Source organism: Bradyrhizobium sp. Ses1 (assembly GCF_059512365.1).
Genome location: NZ_JCAMOQ010000010.1, coordinates 128,295 through 145,558, shown reverse-complemented (window position 1 = coordinate 145,558; position 17,264 = coordinate 128,295). Strand labels below are relative to the sequence as shown.

Here is a 17,264-nt window from a genome sequence, read left to right as displayed (position 1 = left end):
CTGCGCGGCCAAGCGCTGCGTCAAGCCTTGCCACACTTCCAGATCACATCACCGCCAGCCATGTCGCCGATCATTTCCGTTTCCAATCTTTCGAAGGTCTATGGCTCCGGCTTCAAGGCGCTGAACAACATCAATCTCGATATCCGGCGCGGCGAGATTTTTGCCTTGCTCGGGCCGAACGGCGCCGGCAAGACGACGCTGATCAGCATCATCTGCGGCATCGCCAATCCGAGTGAAGGCAACGTCTCGGTCGACGGCCACGACATCATCAAGTCCTACCGCGCCGCACGCTCGATGATCGGCCTCGTGCCGCAGGAACTGCACACCGATTCCTTCGAATCGGTATGGGCGACCGTGAGCTTCAGCCGCGGCCTGTTCGGCAAACCGAAGAATCCCGCTCATATCGAGAAGGTGCTGAAGGATCTTTCGCTGTGGGAGAAGAAGGATTCCAAGATCATCACGCTGTCGGGCGGTATGAAGCGCCGCGTGATGATCGCAAAGGCGCTGTCGCACGAGCCGCAGATACTGTTCCTGGACGAGCCGACCGCCGGCGTCGACGTCGAGCTGCGCAAGGGCATGTGGGAGGTCGTGCGGACGCTGCGGGATGCCGGCGTCACCATCATCCTGACCACGCATTACATCGAGGAAGCCGAGGAGATGGCCGACCGCATCGGCGTCATCAACAAGGGCGAGATCATCCTGGTCGAGGAGAAGGCCAAGCTGATGGAGAAGCTCGGCAGGAAGCAGCTCAAGCTGCATCTGGCGCACAGGATCGACGCCGTTCCGCCGGCGCTTGCGCCCTATCATCTCGTGCTGTCGGAAGGCGGCACCGAGCTGGTCTACGATTACGACACCGCGGGCGAACGCACCGGCATCACCAGCCTGCTTGGCGATCTCCGCAATGCCGGGATCCGTTTCTCCGACCTCGAGACCAGCCAGTCTTCGCTCGAAGACATCTTCGTCAGCCTGGTGAGAGCGCCATGAACTATCGAGCGATCCGCGCAATCTATTTGTTCGAAATGGCGCGCACCTGGCGCACGCTGTTGCAGAGCATCGTCTCGCCTGTGGTGTCGACCTCGCTTTATTTCGTGGTGTTCGGCGCCGCGATCGGCTCGCGCATCACGGAGGTCGAAGGCGTCAGCTACGGCACCTTCATCGTGCCTGGGCTCGTGATGCTGTCGGTGCTGACGCAGAGCATCGCCAATGCATCCTTCGGCATCTATTTCCCGAAATTCGTCGGCACGATCTATGAAATCCTCTCGGCGCCGATCTCCTATTTCGAGATCATCATCGGCTATGTCGGGGCGGCCGCGACCAAATCGATCGTCCTCGGGCTCATCATCATGGCGACGGCTGGATTGTTCGTGCCGCTGCACATCAATCACCCGATCTGGATGCTGACGTTCCTGGTGCTGACTGCCGTCACCTTCAGCCTGTTCGGCTTCATTATCGGCATCTGGGCCGATGGATTCGAGAAGCTGCAGATGATCCCGATGCTGGTGGTGACGCCGCTGACGTTCCTGGGCGGCAGCTTCTATTCTGTGAACATGCTGCCCTCGGGCTGGCGCACCATCACCCTGCTCAACCCCGTGGTCTACCTGATCTCCGGCTTCCGCTGGAGCTTCTATGGGATCGCCGATGTCGGCGTCGGCCTGAGCCTCGGCATGACCCTGGGCTTCCTCGCCACCTGCGTGGCAATCGTCTGGTGGATCTTCAGGACGGGCTACCGGCTCAAACGTTGATCGCCTCGCGGTCATTTCGGGGCATGCGAAGCATGAACCCGGAATCCAAAGATTGCGGTGCGAGATTCTGCGATGTGCAAGTGCACATCGTAGTTCGCGCTCACGCGCGCCCCGGAATGACGATGTCCCTCACGACGATCAGCGATAGCAGCGGAAATGGCCGGAGCGGGTGTAGTAGCCGCGGCAGCGATGGCCACGGTGCCAACCGCGATTAGGCAGGCCGAGCACGCCGTTGACCGCACCCACGGCACCGCCGACGCCGGCGCCAACCGCACCCCCAACCACGCCGCCGACCGGACCGGCGATCCGATTGCCCTCGTAGGCTCCCTCGTGCGCGCCGCGCACGATGCCTTGGGCATGTCCCAGATGAGGCATCGCAAGCAATGCAAGGATGATGGCGCCGGCCGCAAGCACGAGCCGCGCCGGCGTGACATCAGGCAGCGCCAGCGTCTTGACCTTGATCTTCTTCATCACAATTCCCAAAAATGCACGGCAAATTGTACCGTCAGGCGGGAGTGTGAAACGCCCTTGCGGCCAAATGGTTGCGCGTCTGTGACGAATTCGAGTCGTGTGCTCACACTCGCGAAAAAGTCAGCAGGCCAGCGCCGGATTTCTCCGACGACGCCTTGCTTGTGCCGCTCGTTATATTAACGATGCATGGCCGGGCTACTGGAACCCGAGCCGGATTCCGGGCATAGTGCTTGCCGGGGACGGAGAACCGCGGCGCTGCAATGTTAGGCCTGGAGGGCCAAAGTAAGATGCGTACGTTCCTCGTTGCTTTCACCGCCCTGACGCTGGCTTTTGCCGGCGCCGCACAGGCCAAAGTCGCCATCACCGTCGACAAGGATAACCAGCAGATGACCGTCGCGGTCGACGGCGTTGAACGGTATCGCTGGCCGGTCTCGACCGGCATCCCCTCCTACGAGACGCCGAACGGCAGCTTCCGCACTTTCCGCATGGAGGAAGACCACTACTCCAAGGAATTCGACGACGCGCCGATGCCGCACTCGATCTTCTTCACCAAGATCGGGCACGCGATCCACGGCACCGATTCCGTCAACCGCCTCGGCAGCCCTGCCTCGCATGGCTGCGTGCGATTGTCGCGCGAACATGCAGCCACGCTCTACGCCCTGGTACAGGAGCAAGGCGTGCTCAACGCCACGGTGACGCTGACCGGCTCCTCGCAGGTGGCGCTCGCGCGGAATCCGAAACGCGGCAACGCCGCGGTCGCCCGCCGCGCGCCGCAGTACGAGCAGCAATTTGGCGATGCCGCTGGCGATCCTGTGATGATCACACCGCAACAGCAGCAGCAAATGCCGCAGGTCCGTGCCGACGATGGCTACATCTATCCGGCCGACGGCAGCTCCAATGCGCAGGTGTATCCGGCGCCGCGCAGCCGCCGCGTCTACGATACGCAGACCTATTATCGCCAACCGCAACAACCGCAGCAATATTCCGACCGCTACGCGCCGGCGCCGCAAGGCTATTACTATCCGCCGCGGCCGCGCGGGTTCTTCACTTACCAGGACTGACCAGCGCCGAGTTGGTCGGCACGACAGAGCGGGATGGCTGCGTCATCTCGCTCTTTTTTCTTCTGCGCCCAATTTCCATGCCTAATCTTTGCCTGTGCGCGAACGCCTCGCATTCCCCTGAAACTCCGCTTTACGCCAATGCGATCCTGCACGTCCGGATCGTGCATGATCCTCATCAACACGCCTGCGTGAGCCCAAATTGACAACGCCCGCCGTGTCCGTATTGTGTCTAGTTGTTTCGCTGGATTTCCCATGACACAAGAAGAAATATCCGGTTTTTGCGTGGATTCGCTTGCGAAAGTGCTGCGGATCGCCAAGGACCGGATCAAGACCGATACCAAGTTCAACCGGCTCGGGCTCGACTCGGCGATGGTCGTCTATGTCATGATGGAACTCGAGGAGAAGCTCGACCTCGAGCTTTCGACCGACGACTTCTACGACTATCCGACCGTCGACGCGCTGTCGCGTTACCTCGCTGAAAAGCTCGCAGCCCGCTCCGCTGCCTGACCCCTAATCGTCGCCGGATATCATTGACCAAGATGGAGACGTTTTCCTCGCTGGTGGCGCTGCTGGCAAAGCGGGCGGAAACGCAGCCCGATGCGCGCGCCTACGTCTTCCTCTCCGACCGCGGGGCGGAGGAAGCCATCCTCACCTTTCGCGAGCTGCATGACGCTGCCCGCGCGCTGGCGGCGCGGCTTGGCGAAGTCACCCGGCCGGGCGATCGCGCGATGTTGGTGTTTCCGCCCGGTCTCGAATTCGTCGTCGCCTTCTTCGGCTGCCTGATCGCGCGTGTGATCGCAGTGCCGATGATGATGCCGCGGCGGCAGAGTGCGCGCGACTCCAGCGCCGCGATCATGGCCAATTGCGAACCTGCAATCGCGCTCACCAGTTCGGCCTTCGCCATCCGCGGCGATCTGCAGGAGCGGTTTTCGCGCGAAGGCCTGCAGTGGCTGGCCGTCGATCTCGACACGACGCCGGCGCAGCCTGCGGCCGATCTGCCGCTTCCAGCGCGAGAGGATATCGCCTTCCTGCAATACACCTCGGGCTCGACGTCCGAGCCGAAGGGCGTCGCCGTCAGCCACGGCAACCTGCTCGCCAATCTCGAGATGATCCGCATCTCGCTCGGCAACACCGAACAGTCGACCTATGTCAATTGGGTGCCGCTCTATCACGACATGGGGCTGATCCTGAACACGCTGGAGGCGCTCTATGTCGGAGCGCTCTGCGTGCTGATGGCGCCGAACGCCTTCACCCAGCGCCCACTCAACTGGCTGCGCGCGATCAGCGACTACCGCGCCGAGGTCGCCTGCTGCCCGAATTTCGGCTACGACCTCTGCGTCAGCCGCTATCGCGCCGAGCAGATGCAGGGCGTCGATCTCTCCTCCTGGAAGATCGCGCTCAACGGCGCCGAGCCGGTGCACGCCGAGACGATCAAGCAATTCATCGAGACCTTCGCCGCTCACGGCTTCGATCGCCGCGCCGTGTTCCCGGCCTATGGCATGGCGGAAGCGACGCTCTTGATCTCCGGCGGCAGCCGCGGCGCCGGCCATGTGACGCGCGACGTTAGCCGCGCCGCGCTGCAGGCGCATCGGGCCGAAGCGCCGGCTGATGCGGCGGATAGCCAGACGCTGGTCGGCTGCGGCCGCGCGCTCGAAGGCGAGCGGATCGCGATCGTCGATCCCGACACCTGCGCGCGCCTGCCCGTGGACCAGGTCGGCGAGGTCTGGGTCAACGGTGCCAACGTCGCGGGCGCCTATTGGAAGAATCCGGAAGCGACCCGGACCGGCCTGCACGCGCGCATCGCGGGCGATGACGACGGCGCGAGCTGGCTGCGCACCGGCGATCTCGGCTTCCTGGATCGGACGGGTGAAGTCTTCATTACCGGACGGATCAAGGACTTGATCATCGTCCGCGGCATCAACCACTATCCGCAGGATCTCGAGCGCACGGTGCAGGCGGCACATGCCGCGCTGCGGGCCAATTGCGGCGCGGCGTTCTCCGTCAGCGACGAGCACGGCGACGAAACGCTTGTCGTCGTGCAGGAGGTCGAGCGCACCGAACGCAACCGGATCGACGGCGCCGAGATGAAGGGCCTGATCCGCGAGCACGTCACCGACCAGCACGAATTGTTCGCGCGCCATATCGTGTTGATCCGGCCGGGCACGCTGCCGAAGACCACCAGCGGCAAGATCCAGCGCAGTCTGGCGCGCCGGCTGTGGTCCGAAGGCCGGTTCGAGGATCTCGCCGCCGACGCGGATTGACTCGCTCTTGCCGTCATCGTCCGGCTTGACCGGACGATCCAGTATTCCAGAGGCAGTAGTGCTTGAGCCGAGAGGCCGCTGGTTACTGGATGCCCCCGCCGGAGCTTGTCGTCGGCCTCGCCGAAGGCGAGACCCGGTGGCGGGGCATGACAAGAAGAACGATCATCAGAAGTCGATCTTCGCCGCTTCGCCATCGCGGATACTGGCGACGATGCCCTCCTGTATCTTGCTAGCGATGCTCGGGCGGTAGTGGATGAAATCGGCAAAATTCGCGCGATCGCGGGTCAGCGCATTGTCGATGCGGTAGTTGATGAAATTGCTGTTCGGCCGGCCGGCCACGACGCGCTTCAGAGCCGCGTTGCAAGCCTCACGGTCGGCCGCAGCGGGCGTGCCGGGCTGCGGCATTTTGCTTTGCAGGGTCGGCGGCACGACGATGACGACGCTGGTCTCGGCTGGAAGCTTCTTGACCGCCGCATCAAGTCGCGCGACGTCGGGCAACATCTCGCGCTCGGCGACCGTTGCGGCCGGCGGCGGATCGCGCGGCGGACTGATTTCGCGGAAGGTGCCGGGCAGCCAGATGTCCTCGTAGCTGAAGAAGCCGGTGGGGTCCCTGCGCTGATGCCAGCCGAGGCCGATCGAGAGCCGTTGGAACGTGCGCTCGATCGTCGTCCATGACAGCAGGTGTGTCGCATAAGGGAGAGAGCTTTCGCCATAGAGCCAATCGGGGAAGGTGCCCGGCGGCGACTGGATGGGGACGTGATGGCACCACCAGGGATCAACGACGAACACCAGTGCGCGCACCCGCTTGTGATGCCGCAGGAAGAAATCTAGCAGCATGAGCTGCTCGTGCGGATTGCCGCCAGTCATGTAGAGCTGCACGAAGTTCAGGCCGGTCGCCTTCGACAGCTCCGTCGGTTCAAGCATCTGCGCGGTCGAATTGCCGATGATGGCGGAATCGAAATTCGGATCGCGCGCGCGGCTTGCCGCAGACGTGAGCGTGTTCCGATCGTCGACGCCGTCGATGCCGAGAAAGCCAAACTTTCCGGTGTCATAGGGATCGACCAGGATCATTAGCGCGTAGAGCAGCAGCAAGCCGCCAACCAGCGTACCGACACAGTTGGCCAGACAACGGCTCCATTCGGGCGACGTGTCAGAACTGGTAGTAAGCGAAGCCACGAACGTTCCCTTCTCCGAGCAAGATCAGGATGACCAACAGACCGAGGCCGGCGACTACGCCGAGCCAGGGTCGCGGCCGCTGCATCACGCGTTCGACGATGTCCTGGGTCGCCGGCAGCAGGAAGGCCATCAGCGGAACGACGACGAGCGGCCACAGATGCTTCCCCTCCGACAGATTGGGCGGAACGGCGAGGCCGTGGAAGATGTTCAACGCCGCATCGAGCGTGCCGGCGCGGAAGAACACGCCGGTCAGAAGCACGAAGATCACCGTCAGCGCCCATCCGGCGAGCGCGGGCAGCCGCGGCCCGTAGCGGCGCCACAGCGAGCAGACCACCAGCGCCAGGCCATGCAACGTGCCCCACAGCACGAAGGTCCAGCTCGCACCGTGCCAAAGGCCGCACAGCGCCATGGTCAGCACCATCACCGCGAAATATTGCAGTTGGTAGAAGCGCCGCGGCACCATGCGCTTGTTGGCGAGCGGAAAGAACAGGTATTCGCGCAGGAACGTCATCAAGGTGATGTGCCAGCGCTGCCAGAAATCCTGGATGCTGGTGGAGCGGAACGGCGCGTCGAAATTGTACGGCAGCTTGACGCCGAACAACAGGCCGAGCCCGACCGCGATGTCGGAATAGCCGGCGAAGTCATAGAGGATCTGAATGCCGAAGCCGAGCGCCAGCCATGCGTCGCCATTGCTCACCGGCCCTTCAAGCGCCCGCGCATAGATCGGATCGATCAGCCGCGCGATGCGGTCGCCGAGTAGGATCTTTTCGACGAGCCCGATCAGGATGAAGGCGATGCCGACGCAGAACTGGCGCTGCCAGCCCGGCACATAGACCTTCTTGCCGAACTGCTCCATCACCTGCGACCAGCGCACCAGCGGTCCGGCCAGCGCCTGCGGGAAGAAAGAGATGTAAAGCGCGTAGCGGTTCAGCGAATAGGTCGGCGCCTTTCCCTTGCGCAGATCGACCAGGTACATGATGTGGTGGAAGGTGAAGAAGGAGATGCCGAGCGGCAGCACGATGTCGAGCACGGGCATCGGCCGCCCCAGCGCAAGGCCGATATTGTAGGCGAGGAAGTTGGCGTATTTGAACCAGCCGAGGACGCCAAGATTGGCAACGATCGCAGCGGTGATGATCCACGGCATCTTGGTCCTGGCATAGGTCATCGCCGCAATCCAGTTGATCAGGATCGACAGGATCAGGAGCAGGACGAAGGGCGGATTGCCGTAGGCGTAGAACACCAGCGACATCGCAACGAGCGTCCAGATCCGCCACTGCGGATGCGGATCGACAAATCGATAGATCAGGATTGCCGCCGGCAGGAAGCCCAGCAGGAAGGGGTAGTCGTTGAACAGCATCAGCCGGCAATCTCAGGCATGACCCGGGTTACTCACCTTATCCGCCGGAAGCCGACGACTATCCGTGCTCGAGCTCGGCCACGTCGGGCGCCGGCTCGTGCAGCCGGCGCAGCGCGATCTTCTCCGCACTCGGCATCTTGACGTTCCAGGCCAGTCCCAGCGCGGCAAGCACTCGGATGAAGAGATAGCCCGGATCGAACTCGAACCATCGCAACCCGAACGCCGCCGAATAAGGAAAGGCATGGTGATTGTTGTGCCACCCCTCGCCCCACGCCAACCATGCCATTACGCCGAGATTGCGGCTGTTGTCACCCCGGGTGCGGTAGGGACGTGCGCCAAACGTGTGCATGACCGAGTTGATTGCCGACATTGCCTGTTCGACCGCGAACATGCGCGCCACGCCGCCCCAGAGGAACCCGGCCACCGCGCCCCACAGGCTGCCGGCGACCAACCCGCCAATGGCGGTCGGGATCAACAGCCCCACCAGCACCCAGGCGTAATAGTAGCTGTTGACCCGGACCAGCACCGGCTGCGCCATCAGGTCCGGAACGTAATGGGCGACATTCGGATAATCATGCTCGATCATCCAGGTCAAATGCGCATGCAGGAAGCCGCGCAGACGGCCGAGGAGGCTCCCGCCATGCAGATTGGGCGAATGCAGGTCGCCCTCGTGATCGCTGAGTTCGTGGTGGCGACGATGCATGGCGGCCCAGGATACCATCGACCCCCGCCCGGCCATCGAGCCCATGATGATCAGCATCGCGCTCACGGCTGTCCCGGTTGTGAAGGCGCGGTGCGTGAACAACCGGTGATAGCCGACGGTGAGGCCGAGGCCTGTGACCAGCCACATCGCGAAGAACAGGCTGATTTCGAGCGCCCCGATCGGGCGATAGAACAGGGCGCCAAGCGCGATCAATGTCCCGATGAATGGCAATACATCGAACAGGATAAAATGCTGCCGCTGCAATCGATGAAAATGCCGGCTCCGGATAATCCGATGGTCGCGCATGAATAATGGAACAATTGGGAAACAAGTTCCATCAGTATAGAGTCGGCCCCCCGCCCGCAACCATTGCGACGGATTTGCCCTGCAGATCGCGAACGCGGGCGGCGGGTGTTGCAAAAATATCGAGCTACTACTCGCCGTCGCGCAATCGCCGGTAAACCGCGCCCAGGATGTTGGAATAGTCGTCGGTCCAGACCCGCTGCTTTTCATCGGCCTCGGTTTCGGTCCACGAGTCGGACGAGGCGAGCTTGCCGACATCGGCCTCCTCGCGGGCGGAGATCACGACCGAGGTCGAGAAAATGTACTCGCTGTCACGGCCGGAATCCTCGCTGTAGACCCAGCTCTTGAGGTCGTTGGCCTCGGCGATGCCGACCACGACGCTGGAAAGCTCGAGGTGGCGGTTGGAGACGTGCATCACCACCGCGCCCTGCGGCGCCAGCTTGGCCTTGTAGATCGCCATCGCCTCCTCCGTCGCCAGATGGATCGGGATCGCGTCGGACGAATAGGCATCGACGATGATGAGGTCGTAGATGCCATCGGGCTCGCGAGCGAAGGTGAGCCTGGCATCGCCGATCACCGGCTTCAGGTCAGGGGCGCAATTCTGGATGTAGGTGAAATATTTCGGATCGCGCGCGGTATCGACCATGGTCTGGTCGATCTCGAAGAACTTCCATTGTTCGCCCGGCTCTGCGGCGCAGGTGAGCGTGCCTGAGCCGAGTCCGATCACGGCAACCTTAAGCGGAGCGCCCTTGCGCTCGCGCATCGCCGCGATCGTCTGCCCGATGCCGCCGTCCTTATGATAGTACGTAATGGGTTCGGGCCGGCCGGTTACCGGCGTGCCGTTGTCGTTCTTGAAGCGCTCGGCGCCGTGAATGGTGGTGCCGTGCATCAGCACGTGATATTGGCCGTTCGGCGTCACCACGATCTTGTGCACGCCGAAGAAGCTGCGCACGGTCTCGACCCGGCCGTTATCGGAGGGGTAAGCGCGCAACAGCAGCAGCGCCACCACGACGGTCGCGAAGATCTTCCAGCGGCTCGCGTTGAGCGTAAGCGCCAGCAGCGCCGAGAGCACGCCGACCGCGCCGATCACCCACGACCGCCGCTCGTCCAACCAGTTGAACAGCGTCCCGGTTGAATAGGACGGCACGATCAGCGCGACCGCGACCACGGCAAGGAACGGCCAGTACCAGGCACTCCAGCGCGACAGCCGCTCTCCCCCGCCGGACGGCCGGCACAGCGCGGCGAGCGCCAGCAGGATCGGGTATTCCGCCACCCAGGAGAAGGCAAACGGCGCGATCAGGCCTGCGAACAGGCCGCCGACCATGCCGCCGAACGACAGCGCGACGTAGAAGCCGGTGAGGTATTTTGCTGCCGGCCGGGTCCGCGCCAATTCGCCATGGCAAGCCATCGCGATGATGAAAAAGGCGAGCTGGTGACCGCCCAGCGTCAGCAGCAGACTCTGTTCGCCACCAACCGCAAGCAGGATGACGACGCACGCAATTGCGATTGGCTGCGCGCGCAGCATGAACTCATGCGAAAACAGCGGGCGCGACTGGAACACCAGCACCCAGGTCAAGAGGTAAAGCGACAGCGGCAAGACCCAGAGCAGCGGCGCTGCCGCAACGTCGGTCGAGATGTGCGCGGTCACGGCGATCAGAAGGCCCGAAGGCACCGCGGCAAGGAAGATCCAGCGCAAACGCAACAGCCAGGAGGGTGCCGGCGCATCGGCATCATCGACCGGCAAATTCAGCGCCGCCGCGCTCGCGGACGAACGCATCAACAGCACGCCGCAACCCGCGATCAAGAGGATCAGCAAGCCATAACCGCCGGTCCAGATCAGGTTCTGCGTGCGCAGCGTGAACATCGGCTCCAGCAGCACCGGATAGGACAGCAGCGCCAGAAAGCTGCCGATGTTCGAGGATGCGTAGAGGAAGTACGGATCCGGACCGTTGGGATGGCCGGTGCGTACAAACCAGGCCTGCAGCAGCGGGTTGTTAGCGGCGAGCGCGAAGAACGGCAGGCCGATCGAGACCGCGAACAGGCCGAGCAACCAGAACGCGTAACCTGAGGTCGGTGGATCGCCCCAGCCGCTCTGGATCGCGAGCGGCAGCGTCAGCATGGCCGCGACCAAAAGCAAGAGATGCACCGCGACCGGAGCCGCGCGGCTCTTCAGCTTCATCAAATAGTGCGCGTAGGCGTAGCCCGCGAGCAGTAGCGACTGGAAGAACACCATCGCCACCGACCACACCGCCGGTGAGCCGCCGAGCCGCGGCAGCACCATCTTGGTGAACAGCGGCTGCACCGAGAACAACAGGAGCGCGCTGACGAAGATCGCGGTGGTGTAGACGATCAACACCAGCCGGTTTCGCGCGGCGGACGGCTTGGAAATCATGAAAGCTCCGGCTTGGGCCCGGCGGACGCCGCGGCGAGATTTCCGGCGCATGCACGCCAGAGGTTTCAATTGAGCATATGACGGTATGGCAGGCAATGTAACCCGGTAACATGGACTTTACGATGTGCCAGTGCGGAGCGACATGCCGGAGTATGAGAGGATATGAGTCCGCATTCTCGCGACGCGTTGCGTCCGAGCTTTGCTTCACTTTCCACCCTCCTCGAAAGACAGAGGGCGCAGGGAAAGCCGGGCGCTGGTTGCACCCATGGGTCCCGTGCAACAAAAAGCACGGGGGTAGGACCACAGGTTCAACCGAAGCATTCCGGCTTTCCCTGCGCGATGGTTTACGGTTTCCTTCGCGCTCTCCCCGGTGACCGGGCTTTCTTGCCACCGTCGCTCTGTTCAACGAACAGACCTTAGCGCCAGCGTCGGGGCGCCAGGACCACACGACTTCGCCGTCCGTGATACGCGTGCTCGTCAGTCACACGCATCGCGTCCACCGCATCTCACCGCAACGTTCGTGACGATCGCGACCCGCCCCTCATTTGGATGAGACGTGCGGAGTCATAGTGGTGATTTGCCCGACGGCGAAAGCGGAATGTTTTTTGCGTGAGGACTGGACCGCGCAAATCACGTTGATTGGATTAAGGAAAATCGTGCGAATGACACGACGCCGTCATGCCCGGCCTTGTCCCGGGCATCCACGTCCTTTGGCTCCGTGCGCGGAGAGAACGTGGATGGCCGGGTCAAGCCCGGCCATGACAGAGGAGAGGATTGCGCGATGCGTCCCACTGTCATTCCGGGGCGTCCGAAGGACCAGCCCGGAATGACGGAGCGGACGGAGGGCGCCCCGGAATGACGACGGGGGCGAGTGACGAAATAACTCGTGGCTTGTGCGCAACGATGAGTTACTGGCAAGCTCCTTAAGAAAATGAAGCTGACATGAACGAAACGGACGTCGTCATCATCGGTGCCGGGCATAATGGCCTCACCTGCGCGGCCTATCTCGCGATGGCGGGCTTGCGCGTGAAAGTGGTCGAGCGCCGCAAGGTGGTGGGCGGTGCGGCGGTGACTGAAGAATTCCATCCCGGATTCCGCAACTCGGTCGCCGCCTATACGGTGAGCCTGCTCAATCCGAAGGTCATTGCCGATCTCAGGCTCGCCGAGCACGGCCTGCGGATCGTCGAACGACGCGCGCAAAACTTTCTTCCGTCCTCCGACGGCAGCCATCTCCTCACCGGCGAAGGCCGCACCAAGGAAGCCGTCGCCAGGCTCAGCGCGCATGATGCGGAGGAGATCGGCATCTTCTCGCGCCAGCTCGAGGCAATCGCCGACGTGCTGCGCCAGTTCGTGTTGCGCGCGCCGCCGAACCTCGTCGAGGGGTTTGGCGCGGACGCGCTCCGCGAGGCCTTCAACGCGCTCGGCTCCGCCAACCTCTTGCGCAAGCTTTCGCTGGAACAGCAGCGCGACCTGCTCGACCTCTTCACCCGCTCGGCCGGCGAGATGCTGGACGAGCGGTTCGAGAACGACCTGGTAAAAGCGCTGTTCGGCTTCGATGCCATCGTCGGCAATTATGCGAGCCCCTATGCCGCCGGCTCGGCTTACGTGATGCTGCATCACGCCTTCGGCGAGGTGAACGGCAAGAAAGGCGTCTGGGGCCACGCGATCGGCGGCATGGGCGCGATCACGCAGGCGATGGCGGCCGCGGCACGCGCGCATGGCGCCGAGATCGAAGTGGATAGCGGCGTGCGCGAAGTGATGGTCGAGAACGGCCGCGCCGCCGGTGTCGTGCTCGACAACGGCACCACCTTTCGCGCCAAGTACGTTGCCGCCAACGTCAATCCGAAACTGCTCTACACGCAGCTGCTGCCGGCGGGCGCGCTGGCGCCGGAATTCCTGCAGCGCATGTCGCGCTGGCGCAACGCCTCCGGCACCTTTCGCATGAATGTCGCGCTAGCCGGCCTCCCCTCCTTCACCGCATTGCCGGGCGCAGCCGATCACCTCACCGCCGGCATCATCATCGCGCCGAGCCTTGGCTACATGGACCGCGCATGGCTTGATGCGCGCAGCTTTGGCTGGAGCCGCGAGCCCATCGTCGAAATGCTGATCCCCTCGACGCTGGACGACAAGCTGGCGCCGGCGGGACAGCATGTCGCGAGCCTGTTCTGCCAGCACGTCGCGCCGGAACTGCCGGGCGACAAATCCTGGGACGATCATCGCGATGAGGTTGCCGACCTCATGATCGCGACGGTCGACAGATACGCGCCCGGCTTTGCCGCAAGCGTCATCGGCCGGCAGGTGCTCTCTCCGCTCGACCTGGAGCGGCAATTCGGCCTATTGGGCGGCGATATCTTCCACGGCGCGCTGACGCTGAACCAGCTCTTCTCCGCCCGCCCGATGCTCGGCCATGCCGACTACCGCGGCCCGCTCAAGGGGCTCTATCACTGCGGTTCCGGCGCTCATCCCGGCGGCGGCGTCACCGGCGCGCCCGGTCACAACGCCGCGCAGGTGATCCTGGGCGATCATCGCTCCCTGTTCGCAAGGCGTTGAAAAGCGTGTGGACAGGGTGTGGATATCAAGTGGATGCGGATGTGCATCCATCTCCCGGTCAAGCCGCCGCGGGCCGCGACACGTCGCGATCGTCGGCAAACAGCGTTTCGAGCAGCTTCACAAGCTGCTCCCGCCCCTGGCTCGGCTGGCTCAGGAATTCCGCGAGCTCGATCTCGTCGGTCTCGATGGCATACCCGGCACCGCGGAAGTCACCCCGCTTCTTTTCGTGCTCGACGAACAGCCGGCTGGCTTCGGTATCGAACGCCAGGCGCCAGCGGTCCTCGTCGGCACCTTCCGAGCGCTGATAGAGCGGCCGTCTTAACAGGGACATGGGACCCTCCTTGTTTTGGCCGCCAGCCTATCACGACTTCGCTTGCTTCACCTCGCCCGCTTGCGGGAGAGGAGCGCAGCATCCATCGCGGCGGCATTTCAACCTGATCGGATCACACTCTAGTCAGGTGGAGAACCCTGTTGAAAACCCCGGCATTCTCGGCTGGCAACTTCTCCATGACGGCCCGTGCACGCGCCGGAAGACAATCGCGTCGCGAACTACGGTGATCGATCCGGTTTAGCGCCGCTTGCGGCGGCCGGGGCGATCGATGAGAAAATCGTCCAGCTTGGAGCCGGCACCAAGTCGCTTTGCCAGCCATAGAGGCTGTTTGCCGCGACCCGACCACGTCTCGCCAGGGTTTTTCGGGTTCCGATACTTCGGGAGAACCTTTGGATAAGGGCGGCGGCTACGATCTGGTTTCGCGGCTTCGCCGGGCGACTGAAGCTTGCTCAGCCGGTCCTCGAGCGTGGCTTTCTCGGTGATTATGCGTTGCGTCAGCTCGGCCGCTACTCGTTCATGAAGCGCCCACAGTTGGTCTGTGGACATGGATCGGAAGCCGTTATTTTTCATCGAGTCGCGCCCAGGAATAAAAACAGAGCGCACTTACCAACGACGCCGGACACAAACAAGCGTCCAGATACCACTTGGCGCATCCCTCACAGGGAGAAGTTCCGCTTCCTGTCGTCAAGGCATCAGACTCGCGCATTCAGGCGCGGCCGCGATGACGTCCTGTCCTCTCGCTTCGAGGCCGCCTGGAAGATGTTTGCCGTCGCCTCGCAAGCGCCCTCGCTTCCGCCTCCCGCACCTGTCGTCGAAGGTCGTGAAGTTCAGCAACGCGTTGGGCTATCAGCTTCACGCTCCTGCGAAGAATTCTGGCCGAGAACCTTTTACAACCACTCATTATTACTCCTAAATAAAACAACTGTAAATTTAATAAAAGCAACTGGTTACCATCATGCATTGTTCATATGAACTTTCAATTGTAGGAAAACCACGGGCTTTTGGCACGCACGCGTACCCGCTCCCAGAGCCCGATCAAAGAGTTACTCGAAGTTTCGGCTCCCTACTGCCTCGCCGGAATCCAAGATGATAATGCGATCGTGGTTAATGCTGACGTTCCGGATGAAGTCGAAACGGTTACCCTAAATGCTACCGAAACCTACCCATCGTGCCAGCCTCGCGCTTCCCGACGAGCAGACCGCCAGGCGGCTGGTCGACACGCTGACCGAGATATTCTTCGAGGGCGAGACGGCGATTGCCGCGTTCGAGCGGCCGGACGGGCGCTGGGAAGTCACCGCGCATTTTGCCGATGCGCCGGACCAGGCGTTGATGCGCGAGCTCGTCGCCAATGCGGCCGGCGAAGACCTCGCCAAGACCATTGCCTTCGACACCATCGAGGCCAAGGACTGGGTCAAGGCCAGCCTCGAGGACCTCGTCCCCGTCCCCGCCGGGCGCTTCGTCGTGCACGGCCAGCACGACCGCACCCGCGTGCCGCCGAACAAGCTCGGCATCGAGATCGAGGCCGCGCTGGCCTTCGGCACCGGCCACCACGGCACCACGCGCGGCTGCTTCTTACTGCTCGATCACGTGCTGAAGGCGCATCATCCGCGCCGCGTGCTCGACCTCGGCACCGGCACCGGTGTGCTGGCGATCGCCGCGGCGAAGGCGCTGCACGGCACAGTGCTGGCAAGCGACATCGATCCGCCATCGGTCAACGTGGCGCGTGAGAATGCCGAACTGAACGAGACCGGCCACCTCGTGACGACGATCCGCGCCACCGGCTTCTCGGCGCCGCAATTTTCCCAGCATGGCCCCTTCGACCTCGTGCTCGCAAACATCCTCGCCAATCCGCTGCGGCAATTGGCTGCTACGATGGCGCGCCATCTCGCGCCTTCCGCGCACGTGATCTTGTCGGGGCTCCTGACGCATCAGGCGCCAAGCGTAATCGCCGCGTACCGCGCGCGCGGGCTGGTGCCGTTACGGCATCTGAAAATCGAGGGATGGAGCAGCCTGCTGCTGCGCTCGGTTAAGTGAGCCCTCTGGCAAGGGAATGCGGCGATTGCACGCTTTGCTGCAAGGTCATGACGATCGAGACGCTCGCGAAGCCGGCAGGAGCGTGGTGCCCGGAATGCAAGCCTGGGCGGGGATGCCAGAGTTATGAGAACCGACCGGCTGAGTGCCGATCGTTCAATTGCCTGTGGCTGATCGATCAGCGATTTGGACCACACTGGAAGCCGAGCCAGTCGAAACTCGTGCTGACGACGTCTCAGGACGGGATCGAAATCCGGTGCGATCCTGGCTTTCCGGACGCTTGGCGACGGGAGCCGATCCGAAGCGAGATCACAAAGCTCGCTGTTTCCGGCGAGGAGCATGACGTCACCGTGCTCGTCATCATCGGAGCAAAGATGATGCTCGTAACGCCCGATCGCGAGTTCGATCTGGGTGTCGTCGGGCCCTATCAGAGGATCGTTCGGGAGCTGGAAGGAAACCGGGTGATCGGCGCAAGCGTAGTGACAGTTTCCGATCTGGACGAACGGATGTGAAATGTACCCCGCAGGCGGTCGCAAGAAAGGCCTATTCGGCCGCCTTGTTTTTGCCGAGCGCGGTTTCGCCCTTCTCCGCCTTCAGCCGGCGCCTGACGCGCCGTTCCACAAAGCGATCCAGGATCTGGACGATGACACCGCGCTGCTTCTGTTCGATCGGAGCAATCGGGCCGCGGCGAACTGGCGGCGAAATCTTCTCAAAGCTGAAAGCAGGCATTGTGTATCCCCTCGCCGTTGAGTTGAGACACTCCTGGAAGCCTCCCCGGGCATTCGTTATCGAACGGCTTGCCTTGAAAACCGTTCTGTCTTTTCTAAACCTGCATGACGGTATTGAAGCACAACTTATGCCAAATTGTGGCGATATCCGCTGACAT

16 protein-coding genes are annotated in these 17,264 nt (G+C 62.8%); 8 read left to right on the top strand and 8 right to left on the bottom strand.

Going from position 1 to position 17,264, the window contains the following annotated elements; genetic code table 11:
* Positions 1-60: 60 nt before the first annotated feature.
* Together AC5ZG5_RS14850 and AC5ZG5_RS14845 are read left to right on the top strand one after the other, a co-directional pair.
* Positions 61-984 (top strand): ABC transporter ATP-binding protein, encoded by a 924-nt coding sequence (locus AC5ZG5_RS14850; protein WP_130230423.1) that lies wholly within the window; start codon positions 61-63, stop codon positions 982-984.
* The gene (locus AC5ZG5_RS14845) at positions 981-1,742 is read left to right on the top strand and encodes an ABC transporter permease (protein WP_456642461.1); all 762 of its coding nucleotides are present in this window, start codon (positions 981-983) and stop codon (positions 1,740-1,742) included. Before AC5ZG5_RS14850 ends, AC5ZG5_RS14845 begins: the two co-directional genes overlap by 4 nt.
* A 138-nt stretch (positions 1,743-1,880) precedes the next feature.
* Here the strand turns inward: AC5ZG5_RS14845 and AC5ZG5_RS14840 are convergent, their stop codons facing one another.
* A complete protein-coding gene (locus AC5ZG5_RS14840; RefSeq protein WP_456642460.1) occupies positions 1,881-2,213 on the bottom strand; it encodes a hypothetical protein in 333 nt (110 codons plus the stop codon).
* 287 nt (positions 2,214-2,500) lie between these two features.
* Between AC5ZG5_RS14840 and AC5ZG5_RS14835 the strand changes: the two genes are divergently transcribed.
* The 3 genes from AC5ZG5_RS14835 to AC5ZG5_RS14825 all read left to right on the top strand — a co-directional run bounded on the left by AC5ZG5_RS14835 (position 2,501) and on the right by AC5ZG5_RS14825 (position 5,535).
* The gene (locus AC5ZG5_RS14835; RefSeq protein WP_456642459.1) at positions 2,501-3,274 is read left to right on the top strand and encodes a L,D-transpeptidase; all 774 of its coding nucleotides are present in this window, start codon (positions 2,501-2,503) and stop codon (positions 3,272-3,274) included.
* A gap of 252 nt (positions 3,275-3,526) precedes the next feature.
* Positions 3,527-3,781, top strand: a complete 255-nt coding sequence (locus AC5ZG5_RS14830) for an acyl carrier protein (protein WP_028168850.1) — start codon at positions 3,527-3,529, stop codon at positions 3,779-3,781.
* 32 nt (positions 3,782-3,813) lie between these two features.
* Positions 3,814-5,535: a fatty acyl-AMP ligase gene (locus AC5ZG5_RS14825; protein ID WP_456642510.1), complete on the top strand. Its 1,722-nt coding sequence runs from the start codon at positions 3,814-3,816 to the stop codon at positions 5,533-5,535.
* 165 nt (positions 5,536-5,700) lie between these two features.
* Here AC5ZG5_RS14825 and AC5ZG5_RS14820 read toward each other — a convergent pair whose 3' ends face one another.
* From AC5ZG5_RS14820 to AC5ZG5_RS14805, 4 genes are all read right to left on the bottom strand, one after another.
* On the bottom strand, positions 5,701-6,711 hold the full coding sequence (locus AC5ZG5_RS14820) for a hypothetical protein (protein ID WP_165435600.1): 1,011 nt from the start codon (positions 6,709-6,711) through the stop codon (positions 5,701-5,703).
* Entirely contained in the window at positions 6,686-8,068 is a 1,383-nt protein-coding gene (locus tag AC5ZG5_RS14815; protein WP_456642458.1) for an MBOAT family O-acyltransferase, read from the bottom strand. The genes AC5ZG5_RS14820 and AC5ZG5_RS14815 overlap by 26 nt, the downstream gene beginning before the upstream one ends.
* Positions 8,069-8,126: 58 nt before the next feature.
* Positions 8,127-9,035, bottom strand: coding sequence for an acyl-CoA desaturase (locus tag AC5ZG5_RS14810; protein WP_456642457.1), 909 nt, complete (start codon positions 9,033-9,035; stop codon positions 8,127-8,129).
* A 169-nt stretch (positions 9,036-9,204) separates the two neighbouring features.
* The gene (locus AC5ZG5_RS14805) at positions 9,205-11,466 is read right to left on the bottom strand and encodes a fused MFS/spermidine synthase (protein WP_456642456.1); all 2,262 of its coding nucleotides are present in this window, start codon (positions 11,464-11,466) and stop codon (positions 9,205-9,207) included.
* 942 nt (positions 11,467-12,408) lie between these two features.
* On the opposite strand from AC5ZG5_RS14805, the gene AC5ZG5_RS14800 reads away from it, so the two are divergent.
* Positions 12,409-14,016, top strand: coding sequence for a phytoene desaturase family protein (locus tag AC5ZG5_RS14800; RefSeq protein WP_456642455.1), 1,608 nt, complete (start codon positions 12,409-12,411; stop codon positions 14,014-14,016).
* 58 nt (positions 14,017-14,074) lie between these two features.
* Here AC5ZG5_RS14800 and AC5ZG5_RS14795 read toward each other — a convergent pair whose 3' ends face one another.
* Together AC5ZG5_RS14795 and AC5ZG5_RS14790 are read right to left on the bottom strand one after the other, a co-directional pair.
* The gene (locus AC5ZG5_RS14795) at positions 14,075-14,347 is read right to left on the bottom strand and encodes a hypothetical protein (protein ID WP_456642454.1); all 273 of its coding nucleotides are present in this window, start codon (positions 14,345-14,347) and stop codon (positions 14,075-14,077) included.
* A 237-nt stretch (positions 14,348-14,584) separates the two neighbouring features.
* Positions 14,585-14,917 (bottom strand): H-NS histone family protein, encoded by a 333-nt coding sequence (locus tag AC5ZG5_RS14790; RefSeq protein ID WP_165435592.1) that lies wholly within the window; start codon positions 14,915-14,917, stop codon positions 14,585-14,587.
* Between the two features lie 576 nt (positions 14,918-15,493).
* Between AC5ZG5_RS14790 and AC5ZG5_RS14785 the strand changes: the two genes are divergently transcribed.
* Together AC5ZG5_RS14785 and AC5ZG5_RS14780 are read left to right on the top strand one after the other, a co-directional pair.
* Positions 15,494-16,381, top strand: coding sequence for a 50S ribosomal protein L11 methyltransferase (locus tag AC5ZG5_RS14785; protein ID WP_456642453.1), 888 nt, complete (start codon positions 15,494-15,496; stop codon positions 16,379-16,381).
* A 218-nt stretch (positions 16,382-16,599) separates the two neighbouring features.
* Positions 16,600-16,890 carry a hypothetical protein gene (locus AC5ZG5_RS14780; RefSeq protein ID WP_456642452.1) on the top strand — a complete coding sequence of 97 codons (291 nt, stop codon included), beginning with the start codon at positions 16,600-16,602 and terminating at the stop codon, positions 16,888-16,890.
* A 31-nt stretch (positions 16,891-16,921) separates the two neighbouring features.
* On the opposite strand, the gene AC5ZG5_RS14775 is transcribed toward AC5ZG5_RS14780, so the two are convergent.
* The gene (locus AC5ZG5_RS14775) at positions 16,922-17,107 is read right to left on the bottom strand and encodes a hypothetical protein (protein ID WP_028167486.1); all 186 of its coding nucleotides are present in this window, start codon (positions 17,105-17,107) and stop codon (positions 16,922-16,924) included.
* Positions 17,108-17,264: the final 157 nt, after the last annotated feature.